Source organism: Clavibacter sp. AC415 (assembly GCF_979252985.1).
In genome coordinates, this window is record NZ_CEEDAR010000012.1 from 47630 (window position 1) to 65111 (window position 17482).

A 17482-nucleotide genomic window follows, 5' to 3' on the forward strand; every position below is an offset into this window, starting at 1 on the left:
GCGGCGCGGGGGCCGGGGTGCGCGGGGGGCGTGCTGGGCGAACAGGCTCATCCGGGGTCCTCGCGGTCGGGGCGCGCGACGGGCCGGGATGCGGCCGCGCGTCGGGTTCTCAGGCGGCCCCACGGCCGCTGTTCGCGGCGGGCGGAAGCCGCGAGGGCTCAGCCTAGGCGAATGCGGATGGGTTTCCCGTGGGCGCGGGCTAGCGTGGTCGCACGGGTCGCGACCCCGCGATCCGCCCCCTCCGAGCCCCCCGGGAGACCCTCCATGGCCGACGAGCCCACCCCGAATCCCGAGGACGAGTTCCGCCGCATGCTCGGGCGGTTCCTCGGCGCCGACGGGCAGATCGACCCCGAGAAGCTCGCGGGCGCGGCGGGCCTGCCGCAGGACCCGGAGATGGTGCGCCAGCTCCTCGCGCAGCTGCAGGGCGCGCTCAGCAGCACCGGGGACGGCGTCGACTGGAAGGTCGCCCGCGAGGGCGCGCGGCAGCTCGCGGCCGCCGAGCAGACCCAGGTGACCGCGGAGGCCTCCGCCCCCCTCGACCAGGCGTTCCAGGTCGCGGCCCTCTGGCTCGACGAGGTCACGTACGTGAGCCAGCTCACGGTCGCCCCGCGCCTCATCACCCGCGCGCAGTGGACCGAGCTCACGATGCCCGTGTGGACGCAGCTCGCCGAGCCGGTCGCCCTCAGCATCGCCGACTCCCTCACCGACGTCCTGCAGCAGAACGCGCCCGAGGAGATGCAGGGCATGGTCGCCGGCGCCGGGCGCATGATGCGGAACCTCGGCGGCACGCTCTTCGCCATGCAGCTCGGCCAGGTCGTGGGGCAGCTCTCCACGGAGGTCGTCTCCGGCGGGGACGTGGGCATCCCGCTCCTCGACGACCAGCAGGCCGCGCTCCTGCCCCAGAACGTCCAGGCGTTCGGATCCGGGCTCGACGTGTCCGAGGACCAGGTGCAGATCTACCTGGCCGTGCGCGAGCTCGCCCACGCGCGCCTCTTCCGGCACGCGCGCTGGCTCCGCCTGCAGCTCATCTCCTCCATCACCGAGTTCGCGAAGGGCGTGCACATCGACACCGAGCGGCTCGAGTCGCTCGCGGAGGGCTTCGACCCGTCGAACCCCGAGGAGCTCCGGCAGGCGATGGTCGACGGCTCCCTCATCCCGCCGAAGACGGACGCGCAGCTCGCCGCCCTCGCCCGGCTCGAGACCATGCTCGCCCTCATCGAGGGCTGGGTGGACGTGGTCACGGCCGCCGCCACCGTCCGGCTCCCCCGCGCGTCGGCCATCGCCGAGACGGTCCGCCGCCGCCGCGCGACCGGCGGCCCCGCCGAGTCCGCCTTCGCCACCCTCGTCGGCCTCGAGCTCCGCCCGCGCCGCCTCCGCGAGGCGGCCGCCATGTGGCAGGCCGTGTCCGACGGGGTGGGCGCCGAGCAGCGCGACGCGCTGTGGTCGCACCCGGACGTCCTCCCCACCTCCGAGGACATCGACTCCCCGCAGGCGCTCGTCCAGAGCCTCACCCAGGGCGACCCGGAGCCCGACGAGGTCGACCAGGCCCTCGAGGACCTGCTGAGCGGATCCGACGCCGGACGTCCCCGTGGAGGACGGCCAGGGCCGCGCCACCGAGCCGGGCACGACGCCCGACGACGGACCGGACGACGGCGCCGACGGGACGGACCCCCGCCCCGTCTGACGCGACGAGCACGCCAAGCCGGGGCCGGCACCGCACGCGCGGTGCCGGCCCCGCGTGCATGCCCGCCTGTGGACGCGCCCCGCGCGCGTCTCGGCCGTCGGGCACTCTCCGCGCCCATGGCCATCCGACTCGATCCCCGCCTCCCGCTCGTCTGGCGCACGCCGGACTCCCTCCCAGATCGGCCTCGACCGCCCGCCCGTGGTCCTCACGGCCGTCTCCCGGCTCGACGAGCGCCTCCTCGACGCCCTCCGGCACGGCATCAGCCGCGGCGGGCTCGACATGATCGCCGCGACGGAGGGCGCGACGCCGGCGCAGGTGACGCAGCTCCTCGACCTGGTGCGGCCGGCGCTCGTGCCCCCGCGCGACCCCGGCGTCGCCGCACCCCGATCCGGACGGGGCGTCCGCCGGACGACATCCCCGAACCGGCCCGGTCGCGGTGGTGGGCGTCGGCCCCACCGCGCAGCTCGTGGCGGACGCCCTCGTGCGCGCCGGGCACGGCGTGCGGCGCCCGCACCCCGCCGAGGACGCGGATCCGCGCACCGCCCTGGCCGTCGTCGTCGCCCACTTCGCCATCGCCCCGGCCGTCTACGGCCGCTGGTCCCGGGAGGACGTGCCGCACCTGCCGGTCGTGCTCGGGGACCGGCAGGCGACGGTGGGCCCGCTCGTGGAGCCCGGGAGGACGGTCTGCTGCTACTGCCTCGACCTCGCGCGCCGCGACGCGGACCCGGCGTGGCCCGCCATGGCGACGCAGCTGCTCGGCCGCGACAGCGGGTCCGACGCGGGGCTCGTGCCCGCGGAGCTCGCCGCCCTCGCGGCGCGGCCCGTCGACCGGCTGCTCACCGGCGGCGGGAACGCGCTCGACGGCCACCAGGTGGTGCTCGACGTGCGCACGGGCCGGCTCACGCGCCGCGCTTCGCGCCCCCACCCGCTATGCGGGTGTCGAGCTCTGCCAGGAACCGCGACGGCTCCCGCTGGCCCGACCGCTGCGGTCCGCTCCGGCTCCACGACAGCCGGAGCCCGGAGCGCGCGCGCGTGATGCCGACGTAGAGGAGGCGCCGCTCCTCGTCCACCGCCTCGAGCGTCTGCGCGTAGCTGATGGGCACCAGCCCCTCGCTGAGCCCCATCAGGTAGACGTGCTCCCACTCGAGGCCCTTGGCGGAGTGCAACGTGGCGAGGGTCACCGCGGAGACGGTGGGCTCGTGCTGGCCGGCCTGCCGCTCGAGCAGCTCGTCCGTGAAGGCGCGGAACGTGCTGCCCGCGGGCATGCGCTCGGAGAGGCCCATGATCGCGTCGAGGGACTCCCAGCGGTCGCGCACGGCGCCCTGCTGCTCGGGCGGCTGCTGGCTCCAGCCGAGGCCGCGGAGCACGTCGCTCACCGACTTGAACAGCGGCTCGCCCGAGATCGAGACGGACGCGCCGCGGAGCGCGAGCAGCGCCTGCTTCACCTCGGCGCGGTCGAAGAACCGCTGCGACCCCCGCACCTGGTAGCTGACGCCCGCGTCCCCGAGCGCCTGCTCGAGCACGGCCGCCTGGCCGTTCATGCGGTACAGCACGGCGATGTCCTCGGGGGCGATGCCGGACTGGATCTGCTGGGCGATGGCACCCGCGACGGCCCGCGCCTCGGCGCCGTCGGACGGGAACGCGCTCACCTGCGGCGCCGTGAAGCCCGCCCGGCGGCCCGGCGCGGCGGCGGACCCGCGGCCCTCCGCGGTCGCCGCGCCCGTGCCGTCGCCATCGGGATCCGCGTCCGCCGAGACGAGCGTGAGGGCGCCCGGCCGCCCGCGCATCAGCCGGTTCGCCGCCTCCGTGATCCCCGACGTCGACCGGTAGTTGCGCTCGAGCCGCACCACGGCCGCCTCGGGGAAGCGGGACGGGAAGTCGAGCAGGTAGGCGCTCCTCGCGCCCGCGAACGAGTAGATGGTCTGGCTGGCGTCGCCGACCACGCAGAGGTCGCGCCGGTCGCCCATCCAGAGGTCGAGGAGGGTCTGCTGCAGCGGCGAGACGTCCTGGTACTCGTCGACCACGAAGAACCGGTACTGCTCGCGCACCTGCTGCGCCACCCACGGCTCCGCCTCGATCATCCCGGCGGTGGCGAGCAGCACGTCCTCGAAGTCGAGCTGGCGACGCTGGTCCTTGATGTCCTCGTAGGCCTGCAGGAGCGCGACGGCCTGGTCGGGGTCGAGCTGCGGGGGCAGCGTCCGGGTGGTCCTGGCGGCGAGGCCGTACTGCTCGAGGGAGGTCATCGACACCTTGCGCCACTCGACCTCGGCGGCCATGTCGCGGAGGGCGGCGGTGTCGAGGCGGAGGCGCAGCGACTCGGCGGCGTGGCCGAGCATCCGGCCCTTGCTCTCGATCAGCCGGGGCATGGTGCCGCCGACCACCTGCGGCCAGAAGAAGTTGAGCTGCTTGAGCGCGGCCGCGTGGAAGGTGCGGGCGGCGACGGGCCCCGCGCCGAGCTCGCGGAGGCGCCCCGGAGCTCGGCCGCGGCCCGAGAGGTGAAGGTGAGGGCCATGACGCGCTCGGGCGGGTAGACCCCCGCCTGGATCCCGTAGGCGATGCGGTGCGTGATGGCGCGCGTCTTCCCCGTCCCGGCGCCCGCGAGCACCACGACGGGCCCGAGGAGCGCCTGGGCGGCCAGCCGCTGCTGGTCGTCGAGCGCGTCGAGGAGGGACTCCGCGGTGGGGGCCTCCTCCGCCGGCTCGGCGACGGGAGACGCCGGGGCGGGTCGGCGACCGGATCCGGCGGGGTCGGGCGAGGCGGGGGCGAGCTGGTCGATCACGGTCGGCGGGTCACCACTCCCGCTCGCCGTCCTCGAGGGGGCCGCCGTACCACTCCTCGATGATGGCGCGTGCGATGGAGGACGGCCCGGGCAGGGCGATCTCTCCGAGCGACGCCCGGAGCTCCTCCCGGCTGAACCAGCGAAGGTCGATGATCTCGATGCCGTCCGGCGTCGCCGGCCCGCTCGTCGCGGAGACCCGCGTGAGGAAGCCGACCATCACGGACGCGGGGAACGGCCAGGGCTGGCTCCCGAGGTACCGCGGGTCCTCGACGGTGACCCCGGACTCCTCCAGCACCTCGCGCTTCACGGCCGCCTCGAAGGACTCGCCCGGCTCGACGAAGCCCGCCAGCAGCGAGTAGCGGTCGCCTCCCACATCGCGTTGGAACCCAGGAGGAGGCGGTCGTCGGCGTCGACGACCCCCATGATCACCGCGGCATCGGTGCGCGGGAACACCTGCGAGCCGTCGGAGGGCGCGCGACGCACCCAGCCGCCCTGCTCCACGACGGTCGGCTCGCCCGTCTTCGGGGAGAAGGGGTGCGACGCGTGCCAGTTGGCGGTCGCCAGGGCGCCGGTGAAGAGCGCGGCGTCGCGGTCGTCGAGCTGGACGGCCGTGGCGCGGAGGTCGAGCCAGCGCTCCGCGGCGGGCTCGAGCTCGGCGGCCGCGGCGTCGGTCAGGACGGCGGCGACGACGGGCGTGCCGACGGGCTCGCCCTCGTGCGCGATCGTCGTGCGGCCGAGGTAGATGCGGATGGTCGCGGCGGTCACCCGCTCGACCGGCAGGAGGTCGAGGGCCGCGCTTCCGCCGGCGACGGCGCCGAGCGCGCGGCGGTCGTGCAGGGCGAGGACGCGCGTCGCGGGATCCGCCCAGAGCTCGTCGAACAGGGCCGGCGAGTCGCGGGTGAGGCCGTCGCGGTCGACGCCCTCGCGGGACAGGGGCAGGCGGGAGAGGAAGCTGTCGAGCACGGGTGACCAATCGACTTCGAGGGCGGACGGGCCGAGGGGCGGGACGGCGGTGCCGCGGTGCGCCGACGGTGCGCGGGTGGGACGGGAAGCGCGTGGCGCGGTGAGGCGGAGGGCTCCCAGCGACCTAACCTGTAGGGCATGGCCAGATCCCACCTCACTCTAGCCGCGCTGGCGACCTCGGCCGTCGCGGGGCTCGACGTGGTCCGCAGCACCCCCTTCACGGCGGGCGGCGCGGGCGACTTCGACTCCGCGCTGCTCTCGACCCGGGACGGCCATGAGCTGCTCGTGCGCGTGCCCACCACCCAGGCCGCCGAGACCGAGCAGTCGGCCGACCTCGTGGCGCTGCGGGCCCTGAGCACGGGGATCCGCTCCCGCCTGCCCTTCCAGGTGCCCGAGTTCCGGGGCCAGGCGCCCATCAAGCCCACCCGCGGGTTCGTCTACGGGCACGTCCCGGGACGCGTCATCTCGTTGGATGAGATCCCCGCGGGCGACGGCCTGGCCCGCTCCATCGGCGCCGCCGTCTCCGCGGTCCACAGCCTGCCGACCGGCTTCGTCGCCGACGCGGGCCTGCCGGTGCTCTCGGCCGCCGAGATCCACAGCCAGACCGCGGCGCTCATCGACCGCGCGGCCGCCACCGCCCTCGTGCCGAGCCTCCTGCTGAGCCGGTGGGAGGAGGCCCTCGACGACGCGTCGCTGTGGCAGTTCCAGCCCGCGGTGGTCAACGGATCCGTGCAGGCCTCCTCGTTCCTGGTCGACGGCGACGCCGTGACGGGGATGATCGGCTGGTCCGAGCTGCGGGTCGCGGACCCCGCCCACGACCTGCACTGGGTGCTGGGCGCGCGTGGCGAGCACGTCGGCCGAGAGCGTCTTCCGCGCCTACAACGCCGCCCACCACGTGACGGTGGACCGCCAGCTCAAGCAGCGCGCGCTCCTCTACGCGGAGCTGGAGATCGCGCGCTGGCTCCTCCACGGGACCGACACACGCGACCCGGCCATCGTCGACGACGCCGTGAACATGCTCAGCGCGCTCGTGGACACGGTGCGCGCCGACGAGGGGCAGCGCATCGCCCACGAGACGCTGCCCGTGATGGACGTCGACGAGGTCGAGCAGATGCTCGACTCCCGGCCTCAGCCCACGATCGGCCCCGACGGCGCCCGTGACGCATCCGGCGTGCGCGCGCCCGACCAGAGCGCCACGAGGTCCTCCTCGGAGTAGAGCCGCTCGGGCTTCAGCGACATGTCGTCGGCGACGAAGTAGAACTCCGCGTCGATGAGGTCGGGGTCGATGCCGCGCCACTTCGCGAACGCGAGGCGGTACAGCGCGAGCTGCAGCTGCTTGAGCTCGAGGTCGGCCGCGTCCTTCGGCGTGCGGCCGGTCTTCCAGTCGACGACCCGGTAGCGCCCGTCGATGAGGAACACCGCGTCGATCTTGCAGATGACGACCTGGCCGGCGAGCTCCATGTGGATCTCGACCTCGACCTCCTCGGGACTCCGCGACGCCCACTCGCTCGCCTCGAAGACCGCCCGCAGCCGGTCGAGGTCCTGCTGCTCCACGGGCGGCTCGGTCGGGTCCTGGTCGAGCTCGACGGCGGACGCGTCGATCACGTCGGCGGTGCCCGCGGGCCCGTAGCGCGCCTCGACCCAGCCGTGGAAGAGCGTGCCGAGGCGCGTCTGCCGGTAGGGCCGCTCGGGCATGGGCCGGCGCAGCCGCGCGGCGACGGCGGCGGGATCGCTGACGAAGTCCTTGAAGCGGGACGCCGGGATGCGCGTGGGGAGGTCCACCAGCTCCGCGTCGCGGGCGCGGGCGTCACGCTCGGCCAGGAGGAGGTCGATGTCCCGGCTCCAGACCGTCTCGCGCGCCGGATCGGCGTCCGCGACGGCCTCGGCGGCCGCACGCACCCGCGCCTCCCGGGGTCCGAGCGGCGGGAGCGGCCACGCGACGCGGGCCGATCCGGGCTCGAGCGGATTCTCCTCCAGCTCCGGGGCCTCCGGGAGCGCGTCGGGCGCGATGAGCCCGACCTCCTGGATCTCGCGGAGGAAGGCGCCCGGCGACCGCGGCTTCTGCTGGGTGGACCAGAACGAGCCGGTGAGGAGGAGGTCGGAGCGCGTGCGCGTGATCGCCACGTACGCGAGACGCCGCTGCTCGGCGGCGTTCCGCTCCTCGAGCTCCTCGCCGAACGCCTCCATCGCCTCGGCGAACTCCTTCTGCGTCTCCACGCCACGCCAGGCGAGCGAGGGCAGCTCGGCCGAGTCGCCGCGGAACTCGAAGGGCAGGGCGCCGAACGCGACCCAGCCCCTCTTCTCCCGCAGCGTGCCCGGCAGCTCGCCCTCGACCATGCGGGGCACGGCGACGACGTCCCACTCGAGGCCCTTGGAGCCGTGGATGGTGAGGATCTGCACCGTCCCCGGCTCGGGCTCCTCCGTCCGCGGCGCGAGGTTGTCGCGTCGCTCCGCCTCCGCCAGCCACGCGAGGAACGGGCCGAGCGTCCCGGCGGAGTCGCCCTGCAGGTAGCCGGCCACCTGCTCGGTGAAGGCCTCGAGGCTCGCCCGCCCCAGCGGGTCGGTCTCGTTGGCGGCGACCTCGATGTCGAGCAGCAGCTCCTGCTGCACCACGGTGACGAGGTCGACCAGGTCGAGCCCGACGCGCGAGCGCAGCACCTGCAGCTGGCGGCCGACGGCGCGGAGGCGCCCGAGGCCCTCGGCGCTCAGTCCCTCGAGCGCGCGGTGGCCCTCGGGCGCGCCGACCACGAAGTCGAGCGCATCGACGACGGATCCGACCTCGTCCGGCACCACCGAGGCGCGGAGGCCCTGGCGCACCCCGTCCTCGAGGGGCCGCTGCGCGTGGTCGCGCGCCATGAGCCAGGACGCGATGCGGGAGAGCGCGTGCACGTCCTTCGTGCCGATGCGCCAGCGGGCGCCCGTTGAGCAGGCGCACGAGCTCGCTGCCCGCGGTGGGATCGTGCAGCACGCGGAGCACGCACACGAGGTCGACGACGGCGGGCTGGTCGAGCAGGCCGCCGAGCCCCAGCACGCGGAAGGGCACGCCACGGTCCGCGAGCGCGGTGGTGAACGGCTCGACGCCCTTCAGGGACCGGCAGAGCATCGCGGCGGAGCGGGGGCGGCCGTCGGATCCCGGCTGCCGCAGCCGGTCCGCGAACCACGCGGCGACGCTCGCCGCCTCGTCGGACACGGTCTCCTCGTACGCGACGTCGAGGCGCCCGTCCCCCGCGTCGGGGCGGGGCTCGAGGCGCGCGACGGGGATGCGGGAGGCCGCCGTGAGCGGCTCGACGATGCGGTTCGCCGCGCCGAGGACCGCGCCCGGGTTCCGCCAGCTGGTGGAGAGGGCGTAGACCGGCACGTCGGCCGGGCCCTTGCCCTCGGGCGCGAAGTCGGCGCCGAAGCGGGCGAGGTTCGCCGCGCTCGCGCCGCGCCAGCCGTAGATGGACTGGTGCGGGTCCCCCACCGCCATGACCGGCGTGCCGCCGAACAGGGTGGAGAGGAGCCGGGTCTGGACGACCGAGGTGTCCTGGTACTCGTCGAGCAGCACCACCCGGAACCGCGTCCGGTGCTCCTGGACCACCTGCGGCACCCGCTCGCAGATGGCGAGCGCGAAGGCCACCTGGTCGCTGTACTCCACGAGCCCGCGGCGGGTCTTCTCCTGCTGGAACGCGATGGCCAGGTCGACGAGCGGCGGCAGCGCCCCGACCGCGGCGACGGCCTCCGCGGCGGGCGCCCTGCGGATGCGCGCGGAGCCGAACGGCAGCTCCTCGAGGCCGACGAACGACCCCGCGAGCCGCACGACCTCCGCCGGGTCGGCCACGTTCTCGCTCATGGCCCGGCTGAGGGAGATGACGGCCTGGGTGATGGGATCCACGCCCCGCCCGAGCTCCAGGAGCCGCGGGTCGGTGCTCTCGACCACGAGGCGGCGCGCCAGCTGCCAGGCTGACGCCTCCGTGAGCACGACCGACTCCGCCTCGCGGCCGATGAGCGTCGCGCTGTCGCGGAAGATGCCGTTCGCGAAGGCGTTGTAGGTCTGCACGGTCGGCGTCGCGAAGGCGTCCGCCGGCGCGGCGGCGAGCCCCGCCTGCTGCAGCTGCTCGATGCGGGCGCGGATGCGCACCCCGAGCTCTCCCGCGGCCTTCCGCGTGAACGTGAGGCCGAGGATCTCCTCGACCCCCACGTGCCCGTTCGCGAGGAGCCAGACGACCCGGCTCGCCATGGTCTCGGTCTTGCCGCTGCCGGCGCCCGCGACCACGAGGCCGGGCTCGAGCGGAGACTCGATGACCCGACGCTGCTGCTCGGTGGGGCTCGGCAGGCCGAGCGCCTCCGCGATGGCGCGGGCGCTCACCGGCTGCCGCGCGAGGTCCCCGCGGGCGTCCGCGAGGCCGTCCGCGCCCCATCCGCGCACACCGCTCATGCCGTTCCCGCCGTTCCCGCCGCTCACGTCGTTTCCGCCGCTCACGCCGTTCCCGCCGCTCACGTCGTTTCCGCCGCTCACGCCGTTCCCGCCGCTCACGCCGACACCGCCCGCACGAGGTGGATGCGGTACCGCCGGGCGGATCCCGGATCCCGCTCCCCCAGGTCCGGCGTCCCCTCGAAGGTCGCCCCCGCCATGCCCTCGGCGGCGTGGACGATCCTCGCCCGGAACCCGTCGAGCTCCTCGCGGGTCAGCGGCTCCTGCGGCAGCTCGCGGTAGGGCAGGCCGCGGGCGCCCCCCGACACGTAGAGCAGCTTGGCGCCGCCGGACGGCGCGTCGGCGGGCACCTGCTCGAGGGAGCGCTCGACGAAGGCGAGCTGGTAGGAGCCGAGCTGCGCGTGCGCGGGGATCTCGGCCCGCGTCGGGTGGTGCCGGCCGGTCTTGAGGTCGACGATGACCACCCGTCCCTCCTTCGTGAGCTCGATCCGGTCGATCATGCCGCGGAGTCGGGCGACGCCCACCTCGAGCTCGAACGACCCCTCGGCCGCGAGCATCCGCCCGCCGTCGGCCGCGAAGTCGCGGAGGTAGCCGCTGACTCCCGCGATGAGCTCCCCGGCCTGGCGCCGCTCGCGCTCGCCCACCCACGGCGACTCGAAGGGCAGCTCCCCCCAGCGCTCGTCGAGCCGGGCCTCGAGGGCCGCGGGGCGGAGGTCGGCGTCCGGATCGAGGCTCGCCTCCTCCATCACGGCGTGAACGATGGTGCCGATGCCCATGGCGGTGCTGGTGGACCCGCCGGACGCCTGGTCGACGAACCAGTTCAGCGGGGACCGCTCGAAGGCCTCCAGGCGCGAGGGGGACACGGAGACGCGCGCCGCGGGATCGGAGAGGTCGACGACCGGCTCCGTCGTGGACGGGTCGCGCAGGCCGTACCACTCGGCCGGATCCGCCCCCGTCACCCCCTCGGCGGCGAGCCGGGCGAGGGCCGACGCGGCCGCGAGGCCCCGCTCCCGCGTGGCATCCGCCGGCCGACGGGCCGTGCGATCGCCGGAGACGACGCTGCCGTCGTCGAGGAGCACGGCGTCGCGGTGCACGACGGCGAGCTCCCGGCGCAGCGCGCCGACGAGGCCGCGGAGGGACAGCGGGTGGTCGGGGCGGATCCGCAGCGCGGCCGGCGCGTCCTGCGCGACGCGGCCGGCGTCGGCGGCGGCCCCCGCCTCGGCGAGCCCCGGGGCCGGCGGCACGAGGCGCAGGAACGGCGACGGCGCCTCCTCGTCGTTGGCCGTGGCGCTCAGCACGACCGCGCGCGACGCCCGGGAGACGGCGAGCGCGAGCATCCGCAGTTCGTCGCCGAGGACCTCGGCCCGCTCGTCCACGTCGGCCCGGTCGAGGCCGCGCGCGACCGCGGAGAGGCGCTGGGGGTGGAGCAGGGATCCGCGCAGCCGCAGGTTCGGCCACACGCCCTCCTGCAGGGCGGCGACGGCGACGACCTCGTAGCCGGCGCCGACGACCGCCGACGGCGTGGCCACCAGCACGGTGTCGGCGAGCGGCTGGGGCGAGAGCGTGTCCTCCGGCACCTCCGCGCCGAGCAGCTCCTCCACGAAGTCGGAGGCGGGTCGGCCCGGGTTGCGCTCCACGAAGCGGCGCGCCGCCGTGAACAGCGCCACGACGCCGTCGAGGTCGCGGTTCGCCTGGTCCGCGACGATGCCGGTCTGCAGGGCCTGCTCGAACCACGGCTTCGCGAGGCCGGAGCCCTCCCACAGGTGCCAGAGCAGCTCCTCGATGGTGCCGTCGGCGGCGGCGAGCTCGCGGGCGCCCTGGAGCGTGCGCGCGAGCCGGGCGAGGCGCCGGGCGGGTGCGAGGTCCAGCGTCTCGAGGCGGCCGGGCGCCGCGAGCGCCTCGACGAGCAGCTCGTCGCTCGACCGGTGCCCGTCCCCCGCGAGCTCCTCCTGCCGGAGCGCCAGACGCAGGCGGCGGAGCGCGACCCCGTCGAGTCCGCCGAGGGGGCCCGTGGCGAGGGCCGCCGCGACCACCGGGGTGAGCGTCACGCGGCCCAGGGCCACGTCGACGGCGCCGATGAGCGCGAGCGCGGCGAGGTCGTCACGCAGGGCCCGACCGGCGACCGCGGTGCGCGTCGGCACCTCCGCCGTCGCGAGGCTGCGGGCGACCTGCGGGACGAGGGACCCGGATCGCACGAGGACGACCATGCGCGCCCACGGGACGCCGCCGAGCAGGTGCTCCTCGCGCAGCCGACGGGCGAGGCGCGCCAGCTCGATCGCCCGCGTCGGCGCCTCGATGACCTGGATCGGGTCCGGCCCGTCCACCCGGCCCGGCGCCGAGGCCGCCTGCCGCTGTCGTCCGGCGCCCGCCGCGCCGATGCGCGCCGTGACGGCCGAGGTGAGCGCGCGGAGCGCGGGCGGCTGCCGGTGCACGCGGTCGAGGACGAGGGTGCGGAGGTCGGGGAGGCCGAGCACGCTGGACAGCCGGCCCAGCGCCGCGGACTCGGCGCCGCGGAAGGTGGCGGCCGCGACGTCGGGGTCGCCGAACGCGACCGCGTCCACGCCGCGGGCCGCCAGAGCGCGCAGGAGGGAGAGCGTGGCCACCGTCGCCTCGTGGAGGTCGTCGACGACCACCAGCCGGATCCCCGTGAGCGCCTCCCGCGCGACACCACCAGCACGGCCTCCGCGAGCAGCTCGGCGCTGTCGAGGTGGTCTCCCCGGAACGCGTCGACCACGTCCTCGTACTCACGCGCGAACTCGGCCGCGGCGATCCACTCGGGGACGCCGTGCACCCGGCCGAGCTCGGCGAGGGCGTCGGGGCGGACGCCCTCCTCCGTCGCCCGCATCAGCAGCTCGCGCAGCTCGGTGCGGAAGGCGCGCAGCCGCCGCACCTCGACGCCCAGCGGATCCGGCCATGCGGGCCCGGTGCCCAGCTCCTCGTGCCCGGCGAGGAGGTCGGCGATGATCTGGTCCTGCTCGGCCCCCGTGAGCAGCCGCGGCGGCTCGGTGCCCGTGTCGGATGCGCGGCGGGCGAGCACCTCGAAGGCGACCGACGTGGCCGTGCGCGCGAGCGGGCCCAGCGTGGGCACGCCCACCCGGAGGGCGAGCTCGTCGCGGAGGCGGGTGGCGGCGGCGCGGGACGGCGCGAGCACCAGGACCTCGGCGGGGTCGAGCCCCTGCGCGAGGATGCGCTCGGCCACCAGCTCGCGCAGCACGGTCGTGCGCCCTGATCCGGGTGCGCCGATGACGGCGGCGCTCGTGCCGACGGGCAGCTCCAGCACGGCGCGCTGCGACGGGTCGAGCTCGACGACGGGCCCCGTGCCGCCGGCGACGGAGGCGGACGGCTGGCGGAATCCCCGGATGGTCACGCGCCCACGCTACCGGCGGCCCCCGACGTCGACCGCCCGCGGTCGCCCGTCCCGCGACCACCCGCGGGAGCCGCCCGCCGACAGGCCACACGCCCGCCCGCGCACCCCGTGGGCGGCCGCCCGTCCGCCCTCAGTGAACGCCGCGGGCCCGCGCAGGCGGGTGCCCTAACCTCGGAGGAGCACCGTCGCATCCGACGCATCGAAAGGCACCCCCGTGGAAATCCGTATCGGCCTCGTCAACACCGCCCGCGAGCTCTCCTTCAGCACCAAGCAGACGCCCGAGGAGGTCCAGGAGACCGTCACCGCGGCCGTCCGCGACGCCGCGCCCTTCATCTCGTTCACCGACGAGAAGGGCGCCACCCACCTCGCCGTCACCGCCCACCTCGCCTACGTGGAGCTCGGCAGCGCCGACGCCCCGCGCATCGGCTTCGTCCGCTAGCCCGCCGCCCGTGGAGCTCCTGTTCGTCGCGCTCGTCGGTGCCGTCCTCGGCCTCGTGGCACGCTACGCGCTCCCCCACCGCGCGACGCACGGCGTCCTGCTCGTGCCCGCGATCGGCACCGCCTCGGCGATGGCCGCCTGGGTGGCGCTCACCTGGGCCGGCCTCCCCTGGGACCAGGGGGTCATCTGGATCGCGACGCTCGTCGTCGCGGCCGTGGTCGCCGCGGGAGCCGACCTGCTGATCGGCCGTCGCCGCACGGCCGCGGACGCCAGGGACCTGGCCGCGATCGGCGGCTGACCGCAGGAACCCGCACGACACGACGCCCGGCCCCGCAGGGACCGGGCGTCGTCGTGTCGGCGCCGCGCGATCGCGTCGGCGTGGGGCACGGGTCTCCGAGAGGGCGGCGCGGGACCGGATCAGGCCGTCAGGCCGAGGGCGTCCATGCGCCGCGTGTGGGACGTGATGATGCCGGCGAACACGGGCTCGAGGTGCACGCGCGCGTCGTCCGGGTCGGCGAGCGACGCGCGCATCGCGGTCCCCGCGACGAGGAGCGTGTCGCCGACGAGCCGGCGCCCCCACATCGCGAGTCGCGACGCGAGGCGCGGGTCGCGGCGGATCCCGGCGCGGACGGCGTCGACGATGCCCTGCTGCCCGACGCCGGAGGACAGCAGGACGACGACCCGCTGGCGCTGGTCGGAGGGCAGCGACGAGGCGAGCCGGACGAAGAAGTCGTCGAGCAGCCCCGTGGTGATGTAGGCGGAGAGCAGCGTCTCGTACCAGTCGGCGCCCGAGACGGTGGCGGTGAACCGGTCGAACGCCGCGCGGTGCGGCTCCATGACGACGCTGGGGTCGCCGTCCAGCCGCTTGATCTCCGCGGCGAGCGCCTGGTGCTTGCCGAGCGCGATGCCCGCGGCGGTGGACACGGCCTCCTTGCCCGCGAGGTCGGGGGCCTCGGCGACGGCGCGCGACAGGGTCTCGAAGACCGTCAGCTGCAGGTAGGCGACACCGCCGAGGAAACGCAGGGTGTCGGGCGAGAAGTCGTCCACGCTCACGGTCGGCGACGAGGACCGGCGCTTCGACTCGCCGCGGGACCGGACCCGGGGCGCCTCGATCGTCGTCGACCGGCGTCCGAACATCTTGAGCACGTGGCCAGCGTATAGGGAGCGGGAGGCGGTGTCGGGGCCCCCGCCCGCTAAACTCGCCCGTGGTCCCTCAACGGAAGGGCCCCATCGCGCCCGCAGAGCAGCAGTCCGGGCGTGGACCGCACCGCTAGACAGGGCACAACGTGACTTTCACCGAACTGAACATCGACGAGGACATGGTCCAGGCGCTCGCCGGCCACGGGATCCTCGAACCCTTCCCCATCCAGGAGCAGACCATCCCCCTGGCGCTCTCCGGCCAGGACATCATCGGCCAGGCCAAGACGGGGACCGGCAAGACCTTGGGCTTCGGCCTCCCGCTCATCCAGCGGCTCGGCCTCGCGCCGGAGCCGGGCGTCCAGGCCCTCGTGGTCGTGCCGACGCGCGAGCTCGCGGTCCAGGTCACCGAGGACCTCCAGATCGCCACCGCCAACCGCGCCACGACCGTCGTCTCCATCTACGGCGGCAAGGCGTACGAGGGCCAGATCGAGCAGCTGAAGGCGGGCGCGCAGATCGTCGTCGGCACCCCGGGCCGCCTCCTCGACCTCGTGGGCCAGCGCCTGCTCTCGCTCAAGGACGTGCGCGAGATGGTGCTCGACGAGGCCGACAAGATGCTCGACCTCGGGTTCCTCTCCGACATCGAGAAGCTGTTCGCGCAGACCCCCGCGGTGCGGCACACGATGCTGTTCTCGGCCACCATGCCCGGCCCGATCGTGGCGCTCGCCCGCCGCTTCATGACGAAGCCCATCCACATCCGCGCGACGGACCCCGACGAGGGCCTCATGCAGGCCAACATCCGCCACCTCGTCTACCGCGCGCACAACATGGACAAGGACGAGGTCATCGGCCGCATCCTCCAGGCCGAGGGACGCGGCAAGACCGTGATCTTCACGCGCACCAAGCGCGCCGCCGCCCGGCTCGTCGAGGAGCTCAACGACCGCGGCTTCAACGCCGCCGCCGTGCACGGCGACCTGAACCAGGAGCAGCGCGAGCGGGCCATGGCCGCCTTCAAGGCCGGCAAGAAGGACATCCTCATCGCCACCGACGTCGCCGCGCGCGGCATCGACGTGCTCGACGTCACCCACGTCATCAACCACACCATCCCCGAGGACGACAAGGCGTACCTGCACCGCGTCGGCCGCACGGGCCGCGCGGGGAAGACCGGCATCGCGGTCACCTTCGTCGACTGGGACGACCTGCACAAGTGGGCGCTCATCAACCGCGCCCTCGAGTTCGGCCAGCCGGAGCCCACCGAGACCTACTCGTCCTCGCCGCACCTGTTCACCGACCTCGACATCCCCGCCGGATCCAAGGGCCGCCTCCGCGCGACCCCCACGGTCAACCCGGACGGCACGCCGCGTGAGCGCCCGGGCAGCCGGGGATCCGACTCGGGTCGCGACGGCGGACGCGGAAGTCGTGACGGCGGACGGGGCGGCAGCCGCGAGGGCGGCCGCTCCGGCGGCGGCGACCGCTCCGGCAGCGGCGACCGAGACCGCTCGCGCAGCCGCAGCACGTCGAACGCGACGGCGACCTCCCCTGCCGAGGCCACCGCCGCCATCGGCAGCGAGCAGCCGAACACGGCAGGCGGCCATGACGCGCCCCACGCCGACGGCCAGACCCGCCCGCGCTCGCGCAACCGCCGCCGCCGCTCAGGCGGCGACCGCCCGACCGCGACGTCCTAGGGCCGCAGGCACGACGGAGGGGGCGCATCCGCGGGATGCGCCCCCTCCGTCGTCTGCCGAGGACCGAGCTACACGGGGAGTCGCAACCTCACCCGGAACTTCCCCTCCAGGGCTTCCTGGAGGTCGTACATGAGCTGGAGACCCTCCACGTCGTACCAGCGTCGCCGCTCCTCCGATCCGAACAGCCCGGTCTCCCAGTCCATGTGCGCGTTGAAGAACGCCGCCCATGCGATCAAGCGATCCTTGAGCTCCTGGGAGATCAGGGTGTCCCAATCCAACGGAGGGCCGGGCCACATGATGTCGTCGAGCGGCCACTTCTGAGAATAATCGACTGCGAGGATGAGGTCCTTGAGCGGCCGCCCCTCAGCCACAGTTGTCCACCAGATGGGTCGGAGAAGAGGTGATGATCTTCTTGTTGTTGGCGGAGACGATCACCGTCGGATTGTAAGTATCCACGACGTTGCCTTCCTCGTTCTTGATGAGAATGGGTGCGGAATGACAGAGCTTCCCATCACCCTCGTCCTTCGGGAAACCGGGACCGGGCGCTGTGACCATGGATCCGGTGGCGAAGACCATGAAGTCGTCCCGATACGCCCCACCACCGGCTCCGTCGACGACGGTCTGCCATTGAGCTTGATGCCCCGTCCGCATGTGAACGTAGCCGGACTTGTCGTCTCCACAGAAGAGATCGACATGACCGATGCCGGTCTCCCACGAGGCCACGCTCACATCACCGAAGCCGGCGTTGCATGCCCGATCGTGATCGGGTCGAGAAGCGACGTCTCGACGCCCGCGGCGGGAGTCGAGGGCGCGGGGATCTCGTAGGTGGCGGTGGCCGCGCTCGCCGGCGAGGCCAGCGCCAGCGGTGCGGTCACGAGGCCTGCAGCGGCCACGGCGAGCGCTGTCACCCGCGTCCGATGGCGCGTGGCTGTCGTCATGTTCCGTTCTCCTCTTCGAACCGTCTGCACGATCACATGCGGATGTGGCCCCGAGCCAGGCGTCCCGGGGTGCGAA

9 protein-coding genes and 6 pseudogenes are annotated in these 17482 nt (G+C 74.8%); 6 read left to right on the forward strand and 9 right to left on the reverse strand.

Annotated elements, in window-relative coordinates; genetic code table 11:
* Positions 1-264 precede the first annotated feature (264 nt).
* Both ACZ411_RS03825 and ACZ411_RS03830 read left to right on the forward strand, forming a co-directional pair.
* Positions 265-1684 (forward strand): annotated as a pseudogene (locus ACZ411_RS03825) (zinc-dependent metalloprotease).
* 664 nt (positions 1685-2348) lie between these two features.
* Positions 2349-2645: pseudogene (locus ACZ411_RS03830) on the forward strand (TOMM precursor leader peptide-binding protein); the annotation flags it as partial.
* Here the strand turns inward: ACZ411_RS03830 and ACZ411_RS03835 are convergent.
* Both ACZ411_RS03835 and nudC read right to left on the reverse strand, forming a co-directional pair.
* Positions 2584-4463 (reverse strand): annotated as a pseudogene (locus ACZ411_RS03835) (ATP-dependent helicase). The pseudogenes ACZ411_RS03830 and ACZ411_RS03835 sit on opposite strands and share 62 nt — an antisense overlap.
* Positions 4464-4473: 10 nt before the next feature.
* Positions 4474-5426, reverse strand: a pseudogene (gene nudC, locus ACZ411_RS03840) (NAD(+) diphosphatase).
* A 138-nt stretch (positions 5427-5564) separates the two neighbouring features.
* Here nudC and ACZ411_RS03845 point away from each other — a divergent pair.
* A complete protein-coding gene (locus ACZ411_RS03845; protein ID WP_464168654.1) occupies positions 5565-6587 on the forward strand; it encodes a protein kinase family protein in 1023 nt (340 codons plus the stop codon).
* Here the strand turns inward: ACZ411_RS03845 and ACZ411_RS03850 are convergent.
* The 3 genes and pseudogenes from ACZ411_RS03850 to ACZ411_RS03860 all read right to left on the reverse strand — a co-directional run.
* Positions 6555-9843, reverse strand: a pseudogene (locus tag ACZ411_RS03850) (ATP-dependent helicase). The gene ACZ411_RS03845 and the pseudogene ACZ411_RS03850 overlap by 33 nt on opposite strands.
* A 95-nt stretch (positions 9844-9938) precedes the next feature.
* Positions 9939-12473, reverse strand: a complete 2535-nt coding sequence (locus tag ACZ411_RS03855; RefSeq protein ID WP_464168656.1) for a PD-(D/E)XK nuclease family protein — start codon at positions 12471-12473, stop codon at positions 9939-9941.
* A 98-nt stretch (positions 12474-12571) separates the two neighbouring features.
* Positions 12572-13207: pseudogene (locus ACZ411_RS03860) on the reverse strand (UvrD-helicase domain-containing protein); the annotation flags it as partial.
* A gap of 214 nt (positions 13208-13421) precedes the next feature.
* On the opposite strand from ACZ411_RS03860, the gene ACZ411_RS03865 reads away from it, so the two are divergent.
* Positions 13422-13646: a DUF3107 domain-containing protein gene (locus tag ACZ411_RS03865; protein WP_094115501.1), complete on the forward strand. Its 225-nt coding sequence runs from the start codon at positions 13422-13424 to the stop codon at positions 13644-13646.
* 10 nt (positions 13647-13656) lie between these two features.
* Entirely contained in the window at positions 13657-13944 is a 288-nt protein-coding gene (locus ACZ411_RS03870) for a hypothetical protein (RefSeq protein WP_104291033.1), read from the forward strand.
* A 119-nt stretch (positions 13945-14063) separates the two neighbouring features.
* On the opposite strand, the gene ACZ411_RS03875 is transcribed toward ACZ411_RS03870, so the two are convergent.
* Positions 14064-14783, reverse strand: a complete 720-nt coding sequence (locus tag ACZ411_RS03875) for a ferritin-like domain-containing protein (RefSeq protein ID WP_258070441.1) — start codon at positions 14781-14783, stop codon at positions 14064-14066.
* 149 nt (positions 14784-14932) lie between these two features.
* Between ACZ411_RS03875 and ACZ411_RS03880 the strand changes: the two genes are divergently transcribed.
* Positions 14933-16468 carry a DEAD/DEAH box helicase gene (locus ACZ411_RS03880; RefSeq protein ID WP_464168660.1) on the forward strand — a complete coding sequence of 512 codons (1536 nt, stop codon included), beginning with the start codon at positions 14933-14935 and terminating at the stop codon, positions 16466-16468.
* Between the two features lie 68 nt (positions 16469-16536).
* Here the strand turns inward: ACZ411_RS03880 and ACZ411_RS03885 are convergent, their stop codons facing one another.
* From ACZ411_RS03885 to ACZ411_RS03895, 3 genes are read right to left on the reverse strand one after another with little or no spacing between them, the layout of a single operon-like run.
* Positions 16537-16839, reverse strand: coding sequence for a hypothetical protein (locus ACZ411_RS03885; RefSeq protein WP_104345095.1), 303 nt, complete (start codon positions 16837-16839; stop codon positions 16537-16539).
* Positions 16832-17191, reverse strand: a complete 360-nt coding sequence (locus ACZ411_RS03890; protein WP_464168663.1) for a hypothetical protein — start codon at positions 17189-17191, stop codon at positions 16832-16834. The genes ACZ411_RS03885 and ACZ411_RS03890 overlap by 8 nt, the downstream gene beginning before the upstream one ends.
* Before the next feature lie 2 nt (positions 17192-17193).
* A complete protein-coding gene (locus tag ACZ411_RS03895) occupies positions 17194-17406 on the reverse strand; it encodes a hypothetical protein (protein WP_464168665.1) in 213 nt (70 codons plus the stop codon).
* Between the last annotated feature and the right edge of the window lie 76 nt (positions 17407-17482).

Excerpts from the sequence above, each read along its gene's own strand:
- ACZ411_RS03875 (WP_258070441.1), bottom strand. The coding sequence starts at position 14,783 with ATGTTCGGACGCCGGTCGACGACGATCGAGGCGCCCCGGGTCCGGTCC.
- ACZ411_RS03845 (WP_464168654.1), top strand. The coding sequence starts at position 5,565 with ATGGCCAGATCCCACCTCACTCTAGCCGCGCTGGCGACCTCGGCCGTC.
- ACZ411_RS03895 (WP_464168665.1), bottom strand. The coding sequence starts at position 17,406 with ATGACGACAGCCACGCGCCATCGGACGCGGGTGACAGCGCTCGCCGTG.